Origin of the sequence: Tritonibacter sp. SIMBA_163, from assembly GCF_046535935.1 — a bacterium.
In the GTDB taxonomy this organism is placed as follows: domain Bacteria; phylum Pseudomonadota; class Alphaproteobacteria; order Rhodobacterales; family Rhodobacteraceae; genus Epibacterium; species Epibacterium scottomollicae.
The window spans coordinates 626,188-645,250 of the sequence record NZ_JAWJBP010000001.1; the positions used below are offsets into that span (position 1 = coordinate 626,188).

A 19,063-nucleotide genomic window follows, 5' to 3' on the forward strand; every position below is an offset into this window, starting at 1 on the left:
GGATCAGGGCCGCGCTGCGACGGGTATGGCGATCGGAGCGATCAGAGCGAGCGGCGCAGGACGACGGAGGTCGGCCGGGTGTATCCCGGATGTGCGCAGGTCGCCGTCTGCACGAAGTCCAGTCGCGCAAAGGTGGCATGGTTTTCCAACAGCTCCACCCGGGTCTGCAGCTCCAGTGCCTCCAGCCCATGGGCGCGGGCCCGCTCGGCGGCCAACTCAACCAGCTGCCGTGCCAGACCGGTGCCGCGCTGGTCCGCCGCAACAGCCAGCTTGCCAAGATAAAGCACATCTGTTCGCGGGGTCAGAACCACGCAGGCCACTACCGGCGTGCCGATGACCCAGACTTCACCCGCCTCGGCCTGCGCGGCGAGATCCGCAACGGTGAGATGATGCATGGAGGAGGGCGGATCGATCCGCCCGTCCATATCGGCAAAGCTGCGCCGGATCAGCTCCAGAACCTCGATCAGCGCGGGGCTGTCGGAGGGGAGCTGAACCGGCGCGGGCATTACAAGGCGCGCCAGCCGATGTCGCGGCGCACAAAGCCTTCGGGCCAGTCGATCTGATCCACCATCGCATAGGCACGATCCCGGGCTTCCTCCAGGCTGTCACCGCGCGCGGTGACATTCAGCACCCGACCGCCATTGGCCAGGATCCGGTCGCCGTCTGCCTTGGTGCCGGCGTGAAAGACCATGTTCATGCTGTCCTCGGGAAGCGCCTTCAACCCCTTGATGTCAGAGCCTTTCTGATAGGTGCCCGGGTATCCCTCAGCGGCCATTACCACGGTGATCGCATGATCCTCGGCCCAGTTCACCCGGGCCTCCGACAGGCGGCCCTCGGCGGCGGCCTGCATCAGGTCCAGCGCCTGCGCGCCCAGGCGCATCATCAGAACCTGGCATTCCGGGTCGCCAAAGCGGACGTTGTATTCCACCAGGCGCGGCTCTCCGTCCTTGATCATCAGACCGGCGTAGAGCACGCCCTGATAGGGCATGCCGCGTTCGGCCATCACGCGCATGGTGGGCTTGACGATCTCTTCCATCGCGCGCGCCTCGATCTCCGGACTCAGCACCGGTGCCGGGGAATAGGCGCCCATGCCGCCGGTGTTGGGGCCGGTGTCGCCTTCGCCGACCCGCTTGTGGTCCTGCGCTGTGCCGATCGACAGGATCTCCTCGCCATCACAGAGCACAAACAGCGACGCTTCCTCGCCCTCCATGAACTCCTCGATGACCACCTCGGCCCCGGCGCCGCCAAAGGCCCCGCCGAACATGTCATCAATTGCATCCAGCGCGGTCTGCTCGTCCATCGCCACGATCACGCCCTTGCCGGCGGCCAGACCATCGGCCTTGACCACGATCGGCGCGCCATTCTCGCGCACATACGCCTTGGCGGCCTCGGCTTCAGTGAAATGGCCGTAGCCTGCGGTCGGCGCGTTTGCAGCGTCACAGATCTCCTTGGTGAAGCTCTTGGAGACCTCAAGCTTGGCCGCCGCCTCGGAGGGGCCAAAGACCAGGATGCCCGCCGCTCGCAGCCGATCCGCCACGCCCGCCGCCAGCGGCGCCTCTGGGCCGATGATGACGAACTCGATGGCGTTTTCCTCGGCAAATGTGACCACCGCACCGCCGTCCTCGGCGTCGAGGCTGGCGCAATCGGCGATCTGCGCGATGCCCGCATTGCCCGGCGCCACGATCAGCTTGTCACATTTCGGGTTCTGCATCACCGCCCAGGCAAGTGCATGTTCCCGCCCACCGCTGCCGAGGATGAGGATATTCATGAGCCGTTCTCCGATCTGCTTGGCCTCCGTTGTCGCGCGTTCTATGCTGTGCGCGACGCATAAACAAGAACGCCCTGTGCCACGCGGGCGTCAAACCCATCCACCCGAGCAGCCAAGAGCAAGAGTTTCCCATGTCCGACCTCCTCGACGACCCGACACCCGGTCAGAACGCGCCCGAGTTCTCCGTCTCCGAGATCTCCGGCGAGGTGAAACGCACGCTGGAAGGCACCTTTGGCCGCATCCGCGTCAAGGGCGAGGTGGGCCGGGTGTTCAAGGCGCGGTCGGGGCATCTCTACTACGACATCAAGGATGACCGATCGGTACTGGCCTGCACCACCTGGAAGGGCCAGGTGAGCAAGCTGGCGGTGGTGCCCGAAGAGGGGCTGGAGGTGGTGGTGACCGGCCGCCTGACGGCTTTTGGCGCCCAGTCGAAATACAACATGAATGTCGAGGAGGTGGCGGTCGCCGGGCAGGGCGCGCTGATGGCGCTGCTGGAAAAGCGCAAGACCCAGCTGCAGTCCGAGGGGCTGTTTGCCCCCGAACGCAAGAAGCCGCTGCCCTATCTGCCGCAGATCATCGGCGTGGTGACATCGCCCTCCGGCGCGGTGATCCGCGACATCCTGCACCGGTTGCGGGATCGTTTTCCACGTAAGGTGCTGGTCTGGCCGGTGGCAGTCCAGGGCAGCAATTGCGCCCCCGAAGTGGCCCGCGCCATTGACGGCTTCAACAGCCTCAGCCCCGGCGGCGCCTTGCCCCGGCCTGATCTGATCATCGTGGCGCGCGGCGGCGGCTCGATCGAGGATCTCTGGGGTTTCAACGAAGAAGCCGTGGCGCGCGCGGTGGCGGCCAGTGACATCCCGTTGATTTCCGCCGTGGGGCATGAGACCGACACCACGCTGATCGACTATGTCTCTGACCTGCGCGCGCCCACTCCCACGGCGGCGGCGGAACATGCGGTGCCGGTGCGGCTGGAGCTTCTGGGATGGGTAGAGAACCAAAGCGCGCGCATGGCCCATGCCATGACCCGCGCAGTGCAGCTGCGCCGGCAGCGGCTGGGCGATCTGGCGCGGGCGCTGCCCAAGCCCGACACGCTGCTCGAATCGCCGCGCCAGCGACTGGACCGGGTCTCCGACCGGCTGCCCAACGCGCTGATCGCGGGCGTGCAGAAACGCAAGCTGACCCTCAGCGATCGTGCCGCCTCGCTGCGCCCGGCCACCCTGCGCGGACTGGTGGAGCGGCGCCGGGATCGGCTGAACAATCTCGCCTCGCGGCTGAGCCTGCGTCCAATTGAACAGGACGCGCGCCGCAAGCGCGACGCGCTGGATCAGATTGCCAACCGGCTCGATGCCGCGCAGACCGCGCGCATCCAGCGCCCGCGGGATCGCCTGATGGCCACTGGACGCCAGCTGGAGATCCTCAGCTACAAGGCCACCCTCAGCCGTGGCTACGCGGTGGTGCGCGACGGCAAGACCTTGGTGACCGACACCGCAGGCGCGAAGGCGGCACAGGCGCTCAGCATCGAATTTGCCGATGGTATCACCGAAATCGGCGGCGCAAGCAGTGCCGAGACAAAAGCCCCGGCCCCTTCCAATCCGGCCACCGCCAAGCCGGCAAATCCCAAACGGCCAAAGACACCCGGCGAACAGGGCTCGCTGTTCTAGCAGGCAGCCAGCCCCTTCATCTTTTCATAAATACCTCGGAGCGCGAGGCAGAGCCTCGCTCCCTGGGCTCGCCTCAGACACCCACTTCGGGGCCGAGACAAACCATGTCCTTGGGCGGATCAGGCTGTTCGGTCAATGTGAGCGCCGGCCCGTCGCCCGTGATCGTGACGCTGAGACCCTCGCTGCCGATCTCATAGCTCCAGCACTGCGCCTCCGGTCTGTCCTCATAGACAAAACAGATCTCATCGCCCTGCGCATACCACTCCCCCTCGACGCAGCGCCCGTCGAGAAAGGACCATTGCACCCGCTGGCCGGGCAAATAGCGTTCCGCGCCGTAGTGCTGCCCCAGAAAATCGAAGTGAATGGTCCGTCCGCGGGTGTAGCTGTCGAATTGCTCCGCGTCGGCTGCACTCAGAGGCGCGGCGACACAGGAGAGGCCAAGGATCATGGCGCAGAAGCGCAGGGGGACGGAGTTAAACATGCCCTCACCATGGCGCATGTCCGAAGCCGCGCCAAGGGTACAATTGCCGGTGCTGGCTGGCGCAAGGTCAGCTTTGACCTGTCGGCCATCCCTGGCGCAGGCTGAGGCAAATCGGCAGGGAGGCCGCGATGACGGTGCAGATGATCGGACTGGGTGCGGCTGCTGTTTTGGCGCTGGGATATCTGGCGCAGGTGCGGGCGGCAGAGAGCTGGCCGCGATCGGCGCTGAAAACCGGCGCGGTGGCGCTGCTGGCCGTCCTTGCCCTTGGGCAACTGCCTCTGCTTGGACTGGCGCTGGGGCTCTGTGCGCTGGGGGATCTGGCCCTGTCGCGCCCAGGCGAGCGCGCTTTTCTGGCGGGGGTGGCCAGCTTTGCCGCCGGGCATCTGGCCTATGTGGCGCTGTTCTTGTCGCGTCCTCCATCTGATCTTGCGGCGCTTCTGACCGCTCCGATGATCTGGGGGCTGGCGACACTTGTGTTGGTGGCGGCTTTGATGGCGCGGGTGCTGACGCGCCATGCGGGCGAGATGCGCGGAGCGGTCCTGGCCTATGTGCCGGTGATCCTCGCCATGGCGCTGGCTGCACTGACGCTGCCACTGCCGCTGCTGTGGGTGGCGGCGGTGATGTTCATGATCTCGGACATGGTGTTGGCGCTGGAAACATTTGTGCTGCCGCCAGCCCATGCCTTGCGTCGCATCACCAGGCCAGTGGTCTGGGTGCTCTACTGGGGGGCGCAGGCGCTGTTTTTCGCGGTGTTTGCGATGTGACACAGCCGCATTGCGCTTTGCATCCCGCCTCAAAGGGCATTAGGTGAATATCAAACGACCTGCGGAGACCCAGATGGCGCTTTTCTCGAAGCTCAAGGAACGGTTGCTGAAATCCTCATCCCGCCTCGGCAAGGAGGTGGATGCGATCGTGGAAGAGGGGGCCACGACCCCGGAGCCCACACCAGCAAGCCCACCGCTCGCCCCCACAGGGCGCGCGGCGGCAGAGCCTGCCGGGACGTCGCAAGCAGGGGCTTCGACTGAGGCGCCCGCCGCAGATGTGCCCACCGCCCCTGCACCGCAGGCAGAGGTGTCCAGACCGGGCCTTCTGGGGCGGCTCATGGGCCGCAGTGCCGCGACCGAGCCGCGCCGGGTGCTCGATGACGACATGCTGGAAAGCCTTGAAGAGATGCTGATCGCCTCCGACATGGGGGTGGACACGGCGCTGCGGGTGACCGGCAATATCGCCGAGGGCCGCATGGGCCGCCGCGTTTCGGGTCGCGAAATCCGCGAATTGCTGGCACAGGAGATTGCACGGGTGATGGAGCCGGTGGCGCGTCCGATGCCGCTTTATCCTTCCAAACCGCAGGTGGTGCTGGTGGTGGGGGTCAATGGCTCCGGCAAGACCACCACCATCGGCAAGCTCGCCAGCCAGTTCCGCGCTGCCGGGAAATCCGTGGTGATCGCCGCGGGCGACACATTCCGCGCCGCCGCGGTGGAACAGCTGCAGGTCTGGGGCGACCGCGCCGGTGTGCCTGTGCTGACCGCGCCCGAGGGCTCCGACCCCGCCAGCCTCGCTTTTGATGCGATGACCAAGGCCGAGGCCGATGGCGCCGATCTCTTGATGATCGACACGGCCGGGCGGTTGCAGAACCGCGCCGACCTGATGGAAGAGCTGGCCAAGATCGTCCGCGTCATTCGCAAGAAGGACCCCGAGGCACCGCACAACACGCTGTTGGTGCTGGATGCCACCACCGGGCAGAACGCGCTGTCGCAGGTGGAGACCTTCCGTCAGCTGGCGGATGTGTCGGGGCTGGTGATGACCAAGCTTGACGGCACCGCCAAGGGCGGTGTGCTGGTGGCGCTGGCGGACAAGTTCGGCCTGCCGATCCATGCCATCGGCGTGGGCGAGCAGATCGACGACCTGTCGCCCTTCGACCCGGAGGAATTCGCCGCCGCGCTCACTGGGCTTGAAGACGGGGCTTGAAGACGGGGCGTGAGGATCGCGGATCAATGCCGGCTCATCCATTTCTCCACATGGCGGAGCAGGAACAGCACCGTGAGGACAATGGCCGTGGCCATCGCCGCCAGCGGCATCTGACCGGCACCGCACCCAAGGCCAATGGCCCCCACCAGCCAGAGCGACGCGCCGGTGGTCACGTTGCGCACCCGGTCGCCGGAGGTGAAGATCAGCCCCGCCGCCAGGAAGGCCACGCCCGCCGTTACCGCCTCGATCATGCGCAGGGGATCGTTGCGCTGCGCCTCGGCGCCAAAATCCAGCGCCGCGATCTCCCGCCCCAGCACCACAAACAGGCAGGCGGCCACGGAGACAAGGATATGGGTGCGCAGGCCCGCGGGTTTGTCCTGCAACTCACGCTCCAGACCGACCAGGGCGGCCAGCACACTGGCAGCCAGAAGCCGCGCGAAGGCAATCGGTGCCGGTATCACGGAAAAGGTGCTGGTGAGCTCTTCGATGATCTGTTGCAGGGCGGTATCGAACATGGGACCTCGGGCGCTGGTGGACGTGTCTTAACGTCTGCCCCGCGCGGATGTTCCGAAAACCACCACGTTCACAACAAGGATGACAGCATATGCTGAGCGACTGGCTGATTTCGCTTGAGGGCACCGAACAGGGCCATCAGGTCGCGCTGATCCTCGCGGTCTCGGCAGCGTTTCTGCATGCGGTTTTTGGCGCGCTGCAAAAAGGGCGGCATGATCCCTGGCTGTCACGGGGGGCGATCGATGCCTCCTACGGGCTGATGGCGGCACCCTTCGCGCTGTTTGTGGTGCCCTGGCCGGAGCCGCATATGTGGCTGATTTTTGTGGGTGTCTGGGTGATCCATGTGCTCTACAAGGTGCTGCAGGCGATGGCCTATACCAAGGGCGCCTATACGGTGGTCTACCCGGTGGTGCGCGGGACCGGGCCGCTGTTTGCGGTGATCGGGGCCTATTGGCTGTTTGGCGAGACCTTCACGCTGGTGCAATGGCTGGGCGTCGGGGTGCTGCTGGCCGGGATCTTCGGGCTGGCGGTCTATAACTTCATCTTTCTCGTCACCGCGCGCGACACGTTGGTGATCGCGCTGGTGCTGGCGGTGGCGACGGGGCTGTTTGTCGCGCTCTACACCACCTATGACGCCTATGGCATCCGGGCGACGGCGGATCCGTTCACCTTCCTGGCGTGGTTCTTCATGATCGACGGGCTGACCATGCCGCCCTATGCCTATTGGCGCTGGCGTCGGATGGGGGCAGAGCGGCCCACGGTGGGCCCGCTGATGCTGCGCGGGTTTTTCGGCGGCTTGGTGGCCTTTGCCTCCTTTGGGTCGGTGATGCTGGCGACGCGGCTCGACAAGGTGGGCGAGGCGGCGGTGCTGCGCGAGACATCAACGGTGTTTGCCGCCCTTATCGGCTGGCTGGTGCTGAAGGAAACCGTCGGCCCGCGCCGCATCGCGCTGATGGCGCTGATCGCGGCGGGCGCGGTGATTGTTGAAATGGGTGGCTGAGAGCGCCATCTGTCAAAGATCAATTGGGACATATGAGGCAGCGCATGAGCGAACAGACAAGTGAGCAACCGGTGGACAAGGGGCGTCCGATCAACCCGCTGCTGAAGTCGGTGTTGGAGTACGGCCCCGTTGTGCTGTTCTTCATCGCCTATCTGCGGCTGAAGGATCAGGCGTTCGAAATCGGCGGCACCTCCTATGAGGGTTTCATCGTGGTCACTGCCGGATTTGTGCCGCTGATGGTGCTGTCGACGCTGGCGCTGTGGAAGCTCACCGGCAAGCTGTCGAAGATGCAGGTGATGACGCTGGTGCTGATCGTGGTGTTCGGCGGGCTGTCGGTCTGGTTCAACGACGAGCGGTTCTTCAAGATGAAGCCGACGATGATCTATCTGCTGTTCGGCGGGTTGCTGGGCTTTGGCCTGTTGCGGGGGCAGAGCTACCTGCGGGTGGTGATGGAAGAGATGATGCCGCTACAGGACGAGGGCTGGATGATCCTGACCCGGCGGCTGTGCGCGATGTTCTTTGCGCTGGCGGTGGCGAATGAGGTTATCTGGCGGATGATGAGCACCGAGTCTTGGGTCTATTTCAAGACCTTCGGGCTGACCGCAGCGATGTTCCTGTTCTTCATGACGCAGGCGAGACTCTTCCAGACCTACGGGCTGGAAGAGGACAAGGACGCAAGCTGATAGAGCACCAGACCTCAGCAGTCCTCATCTGAGGGTTTGCGCTGCGCGTCGCGCATCGCGGTGGGGCGGGAGCCGCGCCTTTCAGGCGCGGCCCCCGCCCGGCCCAACGCATTGGGTGCAGCCTCGGGCTGTGCGGCAAAGGGGCGGGAGCGCCACCGGCTTTTCCTGACCGGCCGAGTTTGTGCGGGGCAAGGTGTTCCGGCGGATAGGTCATCAGGGGTGATACTTTTTGTGCCCGTTGCGTCCTCAGCGCGCGCATAGATCTGGGTTGCGTCCCCGGCGGGCGCTGACGTCACCAAAGAATGAGCGCTTGAACAGGCGCGCGGCTGCGGGCGGCGTGGCTCAGATACGTTGCCAGATCGGCATCGGGCCGGGCAGGGGTCGCAGGGTCAGCAGACGGGACCACCGCCGCGCAGGGGTTTCCGGCAGCACCTGCTGCATCAGCGGCAGTGGCGTGCGTTCCGGCTGCCGGATCAGGCGCTTGTAAAACCGCAGCGCACCGGGGCGCATGTAGGCGGACCAATGGCACACACGCCGCTCCGGCAGGCCGATGGGATGGCCCATTTGCGACAACTGCTTCAACGTATCCAGGCAATCGAGCTGCAGCGTCACCGCGTTCACCGCCTCGAACCCGTGGCCGATTGCACGGTCGCCGCGCGTGGGCGAGCGGGTGAGGCTTTCGAACATGAAGTCAAACGCATCGTTTTCGCGGCTGGTCACGTTGAAGAACTCGGTGCTGCGACCCGCAGGTGTCGACAGGGCCTTGTCCACCCGGCTCTGATAGCTCGCACCTGCAAGCGAGATGACCCGGCGCACCGCGCCCGAAGGGAGCCAGTGCAGCGCTTCCAAGGCAACTTCGGTGCCCAGAGAGTGGGCGATAATATGGATGCCGCGCTCTGGTGCATCGGCGTGCAAACTGCGGATCACACGGGCGAGCGCGCGCCCTGCAGCAACGGCGCGGACCTGGGCCGAGGCCAATGTCCCGCGGGCATCCCAGCCAAACGCGACCGCCAGCCCTTCGTCCTTGCGCCCGAGACCAAAGCCCAGCTGACGCGGCCAGGAAGGCGCGCGCCAGGGCAAATGTTGGGGGTCGAGAGACAGGATATGTCGATGCGGGCAGTGGTTCGGATTGCCGGGCTGATATTTATAGCCATGCACCATGATCACCACTGGTCCCGGCATGCGGGCCACTTTGGCGATGCCCTCGTTGATCGACCTTGGCCGGGCATGAAATACCGGCGTCTCACCTAGTGCGTTGATACGGATCAGTGCCATCACACGGCCCCTCAGCAGCCCTGACTTTTCCTGTACGATAGCCCGCTCGGGTGACGGCAAGGTGACGTCTGCGTAACGGCTGGGTGACGTGGGGCGCGGTGTGGGGCACGCCCCGGTCGCGCGCGCGGCGGGGTCCTCAGTAGGGGCTGGCACATGCGGTGTCGTTGGGGCCAGCAGCAGGCGCGGCGCAGCACGGCCCGCCGCGCCCCTCTTGACTGAGGCGCGCTGCAGGCGTATCCGAGGCGCGACATGAGAACCGTGGCGATTTGTTTACCGGATTGCGGGCCACGTTAAAGAAGTCGCTAAAGAGGTCAGGACGACGGGACTCCCTTTCGCTTGGCCGGACGGGAGTTTTTTTATGCCCGGACCGCAGGTCAGTGCGGATCCGGCGGAGGCGAGATGATGACTGAGACCTGGAACAAACGCACCAAACTGGTTCATGGCGGCACCCGGCGCAGCCAATACAACGAGGTCAGCGAAGCGATCTTCATGACCCAGGGCTTTGTCTACGACAGCGCCGCCCAGGCCGAGGCGCGGTTCATCGAGAGCGGCCCGGATGAGTTCATCTATGCCCGCTACGGCAACCCCACCGTCGCCATGTTCGAAGAGCGTATCGCGCTGCTCGAAGGCGCCGAGGATGCCTTTGCCGCCGCCTCCGGCATGGCCGCGGTGAATGGTGCGCTGACGTCGCTTCTGAAGGCGGGGGATCATGTGGTGTCGGCCAAGGCGCTGTTCGGCTCCTGTCTCTACATCCTGGAAAACATCCTGGCCCGCTACGGTGTCGAGGTGACATTTGTCGACGGCACCGATCTGGAGCAGTGGCGCGCCGCCGTACGCCCCGAGACTAAGGTGGTGTTCTTCGAGAGCATGTCGAACCCGACGCTGGAGGTGATCGACATCGAAGGTGTGGCGCAGATCGCCCATGCCGTCGGCGCCACCGTGGTGGTGGACAATGTGTTCTCGACGCCAGTGTTCTCCAACGCCATCGCGCAGGGGGCCGATGTGGTGGTCTATTCCGCGACCAAGCATATCGACGGTCAAGGCCGGGCGCTGGGCGGCGTGGTTCTGGGCAGCAAGGACTATATCCGTGGCACGCTGGAACCCTATATGAAACACACTGGTGGGTCGCTCAGCCCGTTCCATGCCTGGATGTTCCTGAAGGGGCTGGAGACCATCGATCTGCGGGTGAACGCGCAGGCCGACAGCGCGCTGAAGATCGCCGAGGCGCTCGATGGCCATCCGGCGCTGGCGCGCACGATCTACCCGGGCCTGAGCACCCATGCGCAGAATGATCTCGTGCAGCGTCAGCTTGGCGGCAAGGGCGGCACGGTGCTGTCGCTGGACCTCAAGGGCGGCAAAGCGGCGGCCTTCGCCTTCCTCGACGCGCTGTCCATCCCGGTGATTTCCAACAATCTGGGCGACGCCAAATCCATCGCCACCCATCCGGCCACGACGACGCATCAACGCCTGTCGGTGGACCAGCGCAAGGAGCTGGGCATCACGGACGGGCTGGTGCGGTTCTCGGTGGGGCTGGAAGACACCGACGATCTGATCCGCGATCTGAAAAACGCGCTTGCCCGTATCGGTTGAGCCGTCAGCCACCTCCGCGCCCCTCCGCCAGCACCACATCGCGTCTCAGTGTCCTGGACGCAGGCGGAGGGGGCAAAAGGTCAGAAGTGGGACATGTGCTGGCGTTTTTTGGTGATCTATTTTGTGTTTGGTGCCGTACTACCCTACATAATGAGATGCAGCGCCGTCGCTGTAGGGACAGGAGTACACGACAATGAACGTCCACTCTGGTGACTTGAGAGACACCCCGGATCAGTCAGACGCCGCAGAGGCGCTGGCGGTGTTGCGGCGCTGGGCCAGCAAGGCGAGCGCGACGGAAGTGGCGCAGCTCGATCCGGCGATCGCTCGGCTGTTGCCGGAACGTCAGGTGCAGAACTACCCGGATCTGAAGCGCCAGTATCCAGAGGAGTTCGAGGCAGACGCGGGCTATCGTGCAACGCTTCCGGATTTGCAAAACGGCCCGGCCAGCCTGATCCGCGGCGCGCAGGAACAGATCCAGCATGTCGGCATTTCCAATTTCCGGTTGCCGATCCGGTTTCACACCCGGGCGGGCGGCGATCTGACGTTGGAGACCAGTGTGACAGGCACCGTCAGCTTGGATGCGGAGAAGAAGGGCATCAACATGTCCCGCATCATGCGCAGCTTCTACCGACATGCGGAAAAGACCTTTTCCTTTGAGGTGATGGAAGCGGCGCTGGAAGATTATCTGAGCGATCTGGAAAGCGGTGATGCGCGCTTGCAGATGCGGTTTTCCTTCCCGGTGAAGGTGGAAAGCCTGCGCTCAGGCCTGTCGGGCTATCAATACTATGACGTGGCCCTGGAGCTGGTGCAGACGGGCGGTCAACGTCACAGCATCGTGCATCTGGACTATGTCTATTCCTCCACCTGTCCCTGTTCGCTGGAGCTGTCGGAACACGCCCGCCAGTCCCGTGGCCAGCTGGCAACACCGCATTCGCAGCGCTCGGTGGCGCGGATTTCCGTGCAGATGGAGCCGGGCACCGGGTGCCTGTGGTTCGAGGATCTGATCGACCATTGCCGCCGCGCGGTGCCGACCGAGACCCAAGTGATGGTGAAGCGCGAGGATGAGCAGGCCTTTGCCGAGTTGAATGCGGCCAATCCGATCTTTGTCGAGGATGCGGCGCGCCTGTTCTGTGAAGCGCTGCAGGGCGATGCGCGGGTGGGCGATTTCCGGGTGGTGGCAAGCCATCAGGAGAGCTTGCACAGCCATGATGCGGTGTCGGTGCTGACGCAGGGCAAGACCTTTGCCAGCCAGAGCCTTGATCCAAAGCTGTTTTCGACGTTGATCCACCAGGGTTGATCTTGCCGATGCGAGGGGCGCTGCCCCTCGCGCTCCCCGAGATATTTTTGAAAAGATGAAGAGGGGTGGCGCTGGGCACGGGCGCGCCGCTCAAATTTGCCGCAATGCGGCATTTTTCTGCTACTGCGAAGAAAAACCATGTTACCGTGATCTTCAAGGGGGCGCTTGCGTCATTCGTCCAGGCGCCCGCCCTGTTCGAGTGTTGTTTAAGGTCGACCCTGAGGAGATCACATGATCCGGTTTGAAGGTTTGAAGGACATCCCCACCACCCCGCAGGCCTGGGCTGGCTATGCGCTGGGGCGGCAGATGAAAATGTTTCGGTCCGTTGCGGCCCTGACGGCAGAGGCGCCACAGCGGCAATTGCACCTGACACAGGCGTTGCTGAAAATGCAGCAGGAGTGGATCAGCGGGCTGCCTGGTTCGCTTTCGACGGTCACCAAGGCTGTCTCGGCGCCGGCTGCAACACAGTCCTCCAGACAGGCTTCAGCGACAGAGGCCGCGCCGTCCCAGACTGCGCCTGCCGATGTCACCGCACCCGCAACCACAAAACCGAGGCCGAAAAAGCCCGCTGCGCCGCGCAAGGCCCCCGCCCGCAAGAGCGCAAGCGCGACGAAATCTGGCGTGCGAAAGGCTGCTCCGGCGGCAAAAACATCCTCCGCCAAAGGCGCTGCATCAGCCACGGCCGCTGCCGCAAAGCCCGCGCCCGTCAAATCCGCGCCTGCGCCATCAGCAAAGCCCACCGCCCGAAAGCCCGTTGCGGCCAAACCTGCGCCAAAGGCGGAAGCCTCCGTTGCGCCGAACACGAAGTCGGTGTCTTCGTCAAAGCCGAAAGCGCCGGAAGGCGCGCTGGCTGAGCGACCCGCTTCGGGCAATGGTGCTGCGACCAATGCTGTGCAACATGACGCGCGCGCCCCAGAACATGGCGCCAAACCGCCGCGCCGACGTCCGCGCGCGCCCGCCACTCCGCCGGTGATGCCGGAGGCCAGTGCGGGGAAGGGCGGAACAAACGACGAGTCGTGATCGCTTTGGCTTGACAGTCTGACCGGGGCTTGCCAACGCTTCGCGTCATGTTGGATCTGCGCCCGGTTGGATATGTCATTGGCCTTCTTGTCACCATTCTGGGCGGCATGATGGTCTTTCCGTTTCTCCTTGACCTCTATGATGGTCAGGGGGAGTGGCCGGTGTTTCTGGAAAGTGCCATTTTCTGCCTGCTCTCGGGCGGTCTTTTGGCGTTATCCTGCGCCAATGGGGTGGGGCGCGGGTTGTCGATCCGCCAGACCTTCTTGCTCACCACATTGGTCTGGGTCGCGCTGCCCTTCTTCGGGGCGCTCCCGCTGATGCTGGGGGCCACGGAGCTGAGCTTTACGGATGCGTTCTTCGAGGCGATGTCGGGGCTGACCACCACAGGCTCCACCGTGATTTCCGGCCTGGATGAGCTGCCGCGCGGGCTGTTGCTGTGGCGCGGCATCCTGCAATGGCTGGGGGGCATCGGTATCATTGTGGTCGCGATGGTGTTCCTGCCCGAGCTGCGGGTTGGTGGTATGCAGATCTTCAAATCCGAAGCCTTTGACACCATGGGGAAAATCCTGCCGCGCGCGCAGGAAATCGCCAAGCAGATCTCGGTCATCTATCTGGTGCTGACGATGGTCTGCGCGTTGGTTTACACGGTGTTGGGCATGGGCCCCTTCGATGCGGTGGTGCATGCGATGACCACCGTGTCCACCGGCGGGTTTTCCAACTATGATGCCTCTTTTGGCACCTTCTCCGGCCCGGCGGAATATGCCGCGTCTTTCTTCATGGTGGCGGCGGCGTTGCCCTTCGTGCGTTATGTGCAGATGGTGAACGGCCACATGGTGCCGCTGTTCAAGGACAGCCAGATCCAGACCTTTCTCGCCACGATCACGGTGCTGGTTCTGGTCACCGCAGGGGTGCTGGTCACGATCTTTCCGCATCACCCCGAACAGGCGGTGCGCGAGGCGCTGTTCAATATCATCTCCATCATGTCAGGGACCGGCTATGCCAGCGTGGACTACATGCAATGGGGGTCTTTCCTGATCATGCTGTTCTTCTTCATCGGGCTGATCGGGGGCTGTGCGGGGTCGACCGCCTGTTCGGTGAAGATCTTCCGCTATCAGCTGCTGTTTGCCTCGATCCGGGTGCAGGTGCAGCGAATCCGTTCGCCCAATGGCATCTTCGTGCCGCGCTATCAGGGACGGGCGGTGACGCCGGATGTTCTGAGTTCGGTGATCTCGTTCTTCATGTTCTTTGTCATCACCATGGGCATCGTGGCCTGGGCCCTGGCGCTGACGGGGCTGGATTTCATCACTGCGATCTCCGGTGCGGCAACGGCGGTGGCCAACATCGGCCCCGGTCTGGGGCAGACCATCGGCCCGGCAGGCAACTTCGCACCGCTGAATGACACGGCCAAATGGATCCTCGCGATCGCCATGCTGATCGGACGGCTGGAACTGATGGCGGTCTACGCCATCCTGACGGTTCGTTTCTGGCGCAGCTGAGGTCGCATGCAGACAATGCTTGCGCAAATCGCCGGGGTGCGGGCAAGAAACGGCGCCGCCCATCTTGCCCTTGCTGGGACGCTCGCCTAGAAACGCGCGAACCTTAACCCCGCAAGCGGAGGGAGTCTCAGGCCCCATGCCCCTACTTGTGATGAAATTCGGTGGCACATCTGTCGCCAATCTCGACCGCATCCGCCGTGCTGCCAAACGTGTCGGCGTTGAAGTGGCAAAGGGCTATGACGTGATCGTCATCGTCTCTGCCATGTCCGGAAAAACCAACGAGCTGGTGGGCTGGGTTGGCGAAACCTCGCCGCTCTACGATGCGCGCGAATATGACGCCGTGGTCTCCTCTGGCGAGATCGTGACCGCCGGTTTGATGGCGTTGACCCTGCAGGAGATGGACGTGCCGGCGCGCAGCTGGCAGGGCTGGCAGGTGCCGCTCAAGACCAACTCCGCCCACAGTCAGGCCCGGATCGAGGAAATCGGCACCGAGCATATCAACGCCAAATTCGGCGAGGGCATGAAGGTCGCAGTGGTTGCGGGCTTTCAGGGCATCAGCCCCGAGGGCCGGATCACCACGCTGGGCCGGGGTGGATCCGACACCACCGCGGTGGCCTTTGCGGCGGCCTTTGGCGCCGAGCGCTGCGACATCTACACCGATGTGGACGGGGTCTACACCACCGATCCGCGGATCTGCGACAAGGCGCGCAAGCTCGACAAGATCGCGTTTGAGGAAATGCTGGAGCTGGCGTCCTTGGGCGCGAAGGTGCTGCAGACCCGCTCTGTTGAACTGGCGATGCGCTACAAGGTGAAGCTGCGCGTGCTGTCGAGTTTCGAAGAACAATCCGACGAGGCCGGAACCCTGGTCTGCGACGAGGAGGAAATCATGGAATCCAATGTTGTCAACGGCGTTGCCTACTCTCGTGATGAGGCCAAGCTGACATGCCTGTCGGTGGCCGACCGTCCCGGCATCGCGGCGACCATCTTCGGCTGCCTGTCGGATGCGGGGGTCAATGTGGACATGATCGTGCAGAACATCTCGGAAGATGGCCGCACCGACATGACCTTCTCCTGCCCGACCGATCAGGTGCAGCGCGCCGAACTGGCCCTGAACGCGTTCAAGGACAAGGGTGAGCTGAACTACGCGGAACTGGTGGCCGACACCGGCGTGGCGAAGATCTCTGTGGTTGGGATCGGCATGCGCTCGCAATCCGGCGTTGCCGCCAAGATGTTCAAGGTGCTGTCGGATGAGGGCATCAACATCAAGGTCATCACCACGTCTGAGATCAAGATTTCGGTGTTGGTCGACCGCAAGTACATGGAGCTGGCCGTGCAGGCGCTGCATGATGCGTTCGAACTGGACAAGGCCAGCTGATCCGATCACCAGCACGAGACTTGAAACGCGCCGGAGCTGAGCATTCGGCGCGTTTTTCGTGATGGGGGGCAATGGCTGCGTTGGCCCGCGTGCAATGCGGTGGTGCAGCCCGATTTTTCAGCCTTTCATGGGGGCGCCGCTCCGGTGAGCAGGAGGTGTAACCCTGCGTGTCGCAGACGTAAAACCACTTGCCAGCGCCCGGAGCAGCCGACACATTGCCAAAGACCACCAATGGTCTGCGTGAAGATTGTTGATGCGTATGAGCGTCATCTGTTATTCCGAGCGCCGGGCCCAGCCAAACATCTGTCAGGCACCGCGGTGGTCTAAGGAAAACCCGAGAAAGGGCGAACATGGTTGAGAACACGGAATCCGAGAGCAGGAAGCTTCTGGTTCGTCTGCGCGAGGCCATGGCGGGAGATGACGCCGGGCAGGCGCGCCTCGACAAGATCACCCAGCTGATTGCCGACAGCATGGGCACCGAAGTGTGCTCCATCTATCTGTTTCGCGACGAAGAAACGCTGGAGCTCTGTGCCACCGAAGGGTTGAACCGCGAATCCGTGCACCAGACTCGCATGCGCGTCGGCGAGGGGTTAGTGGGTCGTGTTGCCCGCACCGGCAAGGTTATCAACACACCCGATGCGCCCAGTGCGCGGGGCTTTCGCTACATGCCGGAAACCGGCGAAGAGCGGTTCTCCTCCTTCCTTGGCATCCCGATCCAGCGGTTGGGCGAGATGATGGGCGTGCTGGTGGTGCAGTCCAAAGAGACCCGCGACTACTCTGCCGATGCGGTCTATGCGCTGGAAGTGGTCGCCATGGTGATCGCAGAGATGACCGAGCTGGGGGCCTTCGTCGGCGAAGGCTCCGCCATGTCGCCGCTGCACCAGCACTCGGTGCTGCTGAAGGGGATTACCGGCCAGGAGGGCGCGGCGGAGGGCCATATCTGGCTGCATGAGCCGCGCGTGGTGGTGACCAATCCCTTTGCCGATGATCCACACCGCGAGTTTGAGCGCCTGCAAGAGGCGGTGGACGAGCTTCGCGTTGGCGTCGACAAGATGCTGCAGGTCTCGGGGGGGAATAAGGAACAGGCCCAGGTGCTTGAAACCTATCGCATGTTCGCCAATTCCAAGGGCTGGATGCGGCGCATGGAAGAGGACATCGCACGCGGTCTGAGTGCCGAAGCGGCGGTTGAGAAAGAGCAATCGCTGGCGCGCGGTCGCATGGCGCAGGTGCAAGACGCCTATCTGCGCGAACGGCTGAGCGACCTTGATGACCTGTCAAACCGGCTGCTGCGTATCCTGACCGGGCAGGGCAAGGACACCGGGGCCGAGCTGCCGGAGAACCCCATTCTGGTGGCCCGCAACATCGGCCCGGCGGAATTGCTGGAGTACGGCCGCAAGCTGAAGGGGGTCATCCTGGAGGAGGGCTCCGTCGGTTCGCATGCGGCGATCGTGGCGCGGGCGCTGGCGATTCCGCTGGTGGTGCGGGTGGGCCGGATCACCACCGAAGGGCTGAACGGCGATCATGTTCTGGTCGATGGCGATCACGGCGCGGTGCATTTGCGCCCCGATGATCCGGTGGTCAGCGCATTCCGTGACAAGATCGCGATGCAGGCGCAGGCGCAGGAGCGCTACACGTCCATACGTGAGAAACCTGCCGTAACCAGAGATGGACAAACGGTTAATCTTCTGATGAATGCGGGTCTCATGGCCGACCTGCCATCATTGGAAAACTCTGGTGCGGAAGGCGTGGGGCTGTTCCGGACCGAGTTGCAGTTTTTGGTGCGCAACCAGATGCCGAAACGGTCAGAGCTGGTGGTGCTCTACCAGCGCGTGATGGAGGCGGCGCGTGGCAAGCGGGTGGTGTTCCGTACGCTGGACATCGGGTCAGACAAGGTCTTGCCCTACATGAAGCCGCAGGACGAACCCAATCCGGCGCTTGGTTGGCGCGCAATCCGCGTCGGGTTGGACAAACCCGGCGTCATGCGCATGCAGTTGCAGGCCCTGATCCGGGCAGCCAACGGCGGTCCGCTCACCGTGATGTTCCCCTTTGTGGCGCAGTTCGAAGAATACCGCCAGGCACGTCAGGAGGTCGACAAGACCATTGAGCGCGAGAAGCGGCTTGGGCATGTGCTGCCATCAAGTCTGGAAGTCGGGGCGATGTTGGAAACACCGTCTTTGGGATTCGCACCGCTTCGTTTCTTCGAGGAAGTGGATTTTCTGTCGATCGGCGGCAATGACCTGAAGCAGTTCTTCTTTGCTGCCGACCGCGAGAACGAGCGGGTGCGCAAGCGCTATGACTCGCTCAATGTGAGTTTCCTGAGCTTCATTGAACGCATCGTGGAGCGTTGCGATATCTCCGGTACGCCGCTGAGCTTCTGCGGTGAGGATGCGGGCCGCCCGATCGAGGCGGTCTGTCTGGCGGCCATGGGCATCCGCACCCTGTCGATGCGCCCGGCCTCGATCGGCCCGGTAAAGTCGCTGTTGTTGCGGGTCGATTTGGCTGAGCTGCGCAATATCATCTCTGACGCGCGCCATCGCGGGGATCAGACCGTGCGACCGGCGGTCATGGAGTATCTGCGCGGCCTCTGACGCCGCCTCTTTGTGTTTGTCGGCTTGCCCGCTTATCACGGCGGGGTCGCATTTGCGCTCGACACGCATCACGGTGTTGAGCGCCAGTGCAAATTGCAGAGGGCGCACGTCAGGTTGAGTGTATTTCAGATGGGGTGCCTGCGACGGTGAGGCGCTCTAAGTACATCAGAACAATACCAACATTGCCTGGCCGCTTCCTTGCACGGCATCCCTGAAAGCCACGCTGGATAGGGCAAATGACAGCTTGCCCACGATGCCACATCCCTCATGTCATATTCGTGCGCGCGCCGAAGGATCTGCGATGGACTGCCACACAATGGCGCTGGTGACGCGCGGCAAATCATGAAA

The 19,063-nt window shown here is 63.7% G+C and carries 16 protein-coding genes and 1 riboswitch; of the genes, 11 read left to right on the forward strand and 5 right to left on the reverse strand.

The features are described from left to right. Nucleotides 1–41: 41 nt before the first annotated feature. Nucleotides 42–506 carry a GNAT family N-acetyltransferase gene (locus tag R0J92_RS02910; protein WP_411050658.1) on the reverse strand — a complete coding sequence of 155 codons (465 nt, stop codon included), beginning with the start codon at nt 504–506 and terminating at the stop codon, nt 42–44. Beyond that, entirely contained in the window at nt 506–1,768 is a 1,263-nt protein-coding gene (purD, locus tag R0J92_RS02915; protein ID WP_411050659.1) for a phosphoribosylamine--glycine ligase, read from the reverse strand. The genes R0J92_RS02910 and purD overlap by 1 nt, the downstream gene beginning before the upstream one ends. Nucleotides 1,769–1,899: 131 nt before the next feature. Between purD and xseA the strand changes: the two genes are divergently transcribed. Further along, entirely contained in the window at nt 1,900–3,429 is a 1,530-nt protein-coding gene (gene xseA, locus R0J92_RS02920; RefSeq protein ID WP_411050660.1) for an exodeoxyribonuclease VII large subunit, read from the forward strand. 73 nt (nt 3,430–3,502) lie between these two features. Here xseA and R0J92_RS02925 read toward each other — a convergent pair whose 3' ends face one another. Next, nucleotides 3,503–3,910 (reverse strand): hypothetical protein, encoded by a 408-nt coding sequence (locus R0J92_RS02925; RefSeq protein ID WP_411050661.1) that lies wholly within the window; start codon nt 3,908–3,910, stop codon nt 3,503–3,505. Nucleotides 3,911–4,038: 128 nt separating this feature from the next. On the opposite strand from R0J92_RS02925, the gene R0J92_RS02930 reads away from it, so the two are divergent. After that, nucleotides 4,039–4,674, forward strand: coding sequence for a lysoplasmalogenase family protein (locus R0J92_RS02930; protein WP_411050662.1), 636 nt, complete (start codon nt 4,039–4,041; stop codon nt 4,672–4,674). Between the two features lie 73 nt (nt 4,675–4,747). Continuing rightward, the gene (ftsY, locus tag R0J92_RS02935; RefSeq protein ID WP_411050663.1) at nt 4,748–5,878 is read left to right on the forward strand and encodes a signal recognition particle-docking protein FtsY; all 1,131 of its coding nucleotides are present in this window, start codon (nt 4,748–4,750) and stop codon (nt 5,876–5,878) included. A gap of 23 nt (nt 5,879–5,901) precedes the next feature. Here ftsY and R0J92_RS02940 read toward each other — a convergent pair whose 3' ends face one another. Next, nucleotides 5,902–6,393, reverse strand: coding sequence for an MgtC/SapB family protein (locus R0J92_RS02940; protein ID WP_106162905.1), 492 nt, complete (start codon nt 6,391–6,393; stop codon nt 5,902–5,904). A 92-nt stretch (nt 6,394–6,485) separates the two neighbouring features. On the opposite strand from R0J92_RS02940, the gene R0J92_RS02945 reads away from it, so the two are divergent. Together R0J92_RS02945 and R0J92_RS02950 are read left to right on the forward strand one after the other, a co-directional pair. Next, entirely contained in the window at nt 6,486–7,391 is a 906-nt protein-coding gene (locus R0J92_RS02945; RefSeq protein ID WP_106163109.1) for a DMT family transporter, read from the forward strand. A gap of 44 nt (nt 7,392–7,435) precedes the next feature. Continuing rightward, on the forward strand, nt 7,436–8,074 hold the full coding sequence (locus R0J92_RS02950; RefSeq protein WP_411050664.1) for an inner membrane-spanning protein YciB: 639 nt from the start codon (nt 7,436–7,438) through the stop codon (nt 8,072–8,074). 342 nt (nt 8,075–8,416) lie between these two features. Here R0J92_RS02950 and R0J92_RS02955 read toward each other — a convergent pair whose 3' ends face one another. After that, nucleotides 8,417–9,349: an alpha/beta hydrolase gene (locus R0J92_RS02955; RefSeq protein WP_411050665.1), complete on the reverse strand. Its 933-nt coding sequence runs from the start codon at nt 9,347–9,349 to the stop codon at nt 8,417–8,419. Nucleotides 9,350–9,597: 248 nt separating this feature from the next. Further along, nucleotides 9,598–9,676, forward strand: a riboswitch (SAM riboswitch). Nucleotides 9,677–9,751: 75 nt separating this feature from the next. Here R0J92_RS02955 and metZ point away from each other — a divergent pair. The 6 genes from metZ to ptsP all read left to right on the forward strand — a co-directional run bounded on the left by metZ (nt 9,752) and on the right by ptsP (nt 18,715). Next, nucleotides 9,752–10,939, forward strand: a complete 1,188-nt coding sequence (metZ, locus tag R0J92_RS02960) for an O-succinylhomoserine sulfhydrylase (protein ID WP_411050792.1) — start codon at nt 9,752–9,754, stop codon at nt 10,937–10,939. A gap of 193 nt (nt 10,940–11,132) precedes the next feature. Continuing rightward, complete coding sequence (folE2, locus tag R0J92_RS02965; RefSeq protein WP_411050666.1) at nt 11,133–12,236, forward strand: GTP cyclohydrolase FolE2; 1,104 nt, start codon at nt 11,133–11,135, stop codon at nt 12,234–12,236. A gap of 231 nt (nt 12,237–12,467) precedes the next feature. Continuing rightward, nucleotides 12,468–13,256, forward strand: coding sequence for a hypothetical protein (locus tag R0J92_RS02970; RefSeq protein WP_411050667.1), 789 nt, complete (start codon nt 12,468–12,470; stop codon nt 13,254–13,256). 47 nt (nt 13,257–13,303) lie between these two features. After that, nucleotides 13,304–14,752: a TrkH family potassium uptake protein gene (locus tag R0J92_RS02975; RefSeq protein WP_106162901.1), complete on the forward strand. Its 1,449-nt coding sequence runs from the start codon at nt 13,304–13,306 to the stop codon at nt 14,750–14,752. 136 nt (nt 14,753–14,888) lie between these two features. After that, nucleotides 14,889–16,127, forward strand: a complete 1,239-nt coding sequence (locus R0J92_RS02980) for an aspartate kinase (protein ID WP_106162900.1) — start codon at nt 14,889–14,891, stop codon at nt 16,125–16,127. Nucleotides 16,128–16,477: 350 nt separating this feature from the next. Then, entirely contained in the window at nt 16,478–18,715 is a 2,238-nt protein-coding gene (gene ptsP / locus R0J92_RS02985; protein WP_411050668.1) for a phosphoenolpyruvate--protein phosphotransferase, read from the forward strand. Nucleotides 18,716–19,063: the final 348 nt, after the last annotated feature.

Coding starts and splice junctions, on each gene's coding strand:
- ptsP (WP_411050668.1), top strand. CDS start 16,478: ATGGTTGAGAACACGGAATCCGAGAGCAGGAAGCTTCTGGTTCGTCTG.
- R0J92_RS02940 (WP_106162905.1), bottom strand. CDS start 6,393: ATGTTCGATACCGCCCTGCAACAGATCATCGAAGAGCTCACCAGCACC.
- R0J92_RS02925 (WP_411050661.1), bottom strand. CDS start 3,910: ATGTTTAACTCCGTCCCCCTGCGCTTCTGCGCCATGATCCTTGGCCTC.
- ftsY (WP_411050663.1), top strand. CDS start 4,748: ATGGCGCTTTTCTCGAAGCTCAAGGAACGGTTGCTGAAATCCTCATCC.
- R0J92_RS02950 (WP_411050664.1), top strand. CDS start 7,436: ATGAGCGAACAGACAAGTGAGCAACCGGTGGACAAGGGGCGTCCGATC.
- xseA (WP_411050660.1), top strand. CDS start 1,900: ATGTCCGACCTCCTCGACGACCCGACACCCGGTCAGAACGCGCCCGAG.
- metZ (WP_411050792.1), top strand. CDS start 9,752: ATGACTGAGACCTGGAACAAACGCACCAAACTGGTTCATGGCGGCACC.
- purD (WP_411050659.1), bottom strand. CDS start 1,768: ATGAATATCCTCATCCTCGGCAGCGGTGGGCGGGAACATGCACTTGCC.
- R0J92_RS02970 (WP_411050667.1), top strand. CDS start 12,468: ATGATCCGGTTTGAAGGTTTGAAGGACATCCCCACCACCCCGCAGGCC.
- R0J92_RS02980 (WP_106162900.1), top strand. CDS start 14,889: ATGCCCCTACTTGTGATGAAATTCGGTGGCACATCTGTCGCCAATCTC.
- R0J92_RS02955 (WP_411050665.1), bottom strand. CDS start 9,349: ATGGCACTGATCCGTATCAACGCACTAGGTGAGACGCCGGTATTTCAT.
- R0J92_RS02975 (WP_106162901.1), top strand. CDS start 13,304: ATGTTGGATCTGCGCCCGGTTGGATATGTCATTGGCCTTCTTGTCACC.
- folE2 (WP_411050666.1), top strand. CDS start 11,133: ATGAACGTCCACTCTGGTGACTTGAGAGACACCCCGGATCAGTCAGAC.
- R0J92_RS02930 (WP_411050662.1), top strand. CDS start 4,039: ATGACGGTGCAGATGATCGGACTGGGTGCGGCTGCTGTTTTGGCGCTG.
- R0J92_RS02910 (WP_411050658.1), bottom strand. CDS start 506: ATGCCCGCGCCGGTTCAGCTCCCCTCCGACAGCCCCGCGCTGATCGAG.